Origin of the sequence: Kitasatospora sp. NPDC036755 (genome assembly GCF_040636595.1) — a bacterium.
GTDB lineage: Bacteria > Actinomycetota > Actinomycetes > Streptomycetales > Streptomycetaceae > Kitasatospora.
The window spans coordinates 1-1,352 of the sequence record NZ_JBEZUT010000682.1 but is presented as its reverse complement, the minus strand read 5'-3'; the positions used below and the strand labels follow the sequence as shown (position 1 = coordinate 1,352).

Here is a 1,352-nt window from a genome sequence, read left to right as displayed (position 1 = left end):
CCGCGCTCGCCCAGGCCGTCCAGGAGATGGTGGACGAGTACCCGATGGGCCCCGACCACCACCTGCGCCGCGTACGCCCGCGTCGCCGAGGAGTACCCGGGGGACCGCGGACTGCTCGCCGCACTGCTGCTCAACCACGTCCGGCTCACCGCCGGACAGGCGCTGTACCTGGACGCCGGGGTGCCGCACGCCTACCTGCGGGGCGTGGGCGTGGAGTTGATGGCCAACTCGGACAACGTGCTGCGCTGCGGGCTCACCCCCAAGCACGTCGACGTGGACGGCCTGCTGGCCGTCACGTCCTTCCGCCCCGCCGAGCCCGAGGTGCTCGCACCGCGCCCGGCGGCGAACGGCGTCGAGGAGGAGTTCCGCTCCCCCGCCGAGGAGTTCGGCCTCTCCCGGCTGCGCCCCGGCGCCGCCTCCGTCCGGATCGACCTGCCCACCCCGCAGATCCTGCTCTGCGTCCGCGGGCGGGCCCGGCTGCGGGCCCCCGGCGGCGCCGAACTCCCGCTTCCGGCAGGTGCGTCGGCCTACCTCCGCCCGGGCGCCGGGCCGGTCGGGCTGACCGGCCCGGGGGCGGAGCTGTTCCGGGCCACCACGGGGTGACGGCGCCCGGCGCAGCTCCGGGCGGGGCGTCCGCGCGGGGCTCAGGCCGGTGCCGGGTGGCCGAACAGCAGGTCGTAGCCGTCCGGGAGTTGCTCGACCACCCGGTCCAGCAGCTCCCCGGGGACCAGATCGGCGACGGTGCTGAGCACGGCCCCGATGTCCCACTGCGCCGTCGCCGGGGTCGCGCCGTCGATCCACCCCACCACGGCCTGCACGAAGCGCTCGGCGGTCAGCGGCTCGGCCGCGGGCCCGGCGTCGCGCAGCAGCGGGGCGTAGGTGGCGGGCAGCGCGTCCGCGAGCTCGGCCCGGTCGGCCCCCACCAGGTGCTCGCCGAGCTGGGCGACCACGACCCGGGCGGCGTGATCCGCCTCGGCCTCGCCCCGGTACTCGCCGCGCTCCACCACACGGGCGAGGAAGTCCTCCCAGGAGATGGTCATCGCGTCCTCCTTCCGGTCGGCGGCGCCGGCCGGACCGACGGCGGCCCGCTCGCCCTGGACCAGGAGGGGGGTCGCAGCCCGTGACCACCGCGGAACGTACCGGTGCCCGTGCTGCTCAGCGTAACTCGCCCCGGCGCCTCCGGAACCGGCCCGCTGTCAAGGAACCGTACGGACTCCGGGCGGGACCGGTGCCGGCGCCGACCACGCCACCGGCCCGGGTCGGCGGTTCACCCCGCCGAGGCGCGGCACCGCCTGCGCGGCCGCCGGGCCGGCATCAGCCCCTTGCCGACCGGACCGGCCGGTACGCGCTGC

General features: G+C 77.4%; 1 protein-coding gene and 1 pseudogene. One reads left to right on the top strand and one right to left on the bottom strand.

The features are described from left to right. A pseudogene (locus AB0E96_RS41185) lies at positions 1 to 603 on the top strand (hypothetical protein); the annotation flags it as partial. A 41-nt stretch (positions 604 to 644) separates the two neighbouring features. Here the strand turns inward: AB0E96_RS41185 and AB0E96_RS41180 are convergent. Beyond that, positions 645 to 1,040 (bottom strand): DUF2267 domain-containing protein, encoded by a 396-nt coding sequence (locus tag AB0E96_RS41180; RefSeq protein ID WP_359831964.1) that lies wholly within the window; start codon positions 1,038 to 1,040, stop codon positions 645 to 647. Positions 1,041 to 1,352: the final 312 nt, after the last annotated feature.

Coding starts and splice junctions, on each gene's coding strand:
- AB0E96_RS41180 (WP_359831964.1), bottom strand. CDS start 1,040: ATGACCATCTCCTGGGAGGACTTCCTCGCCCGTGTGGTGGAGCGCGGC.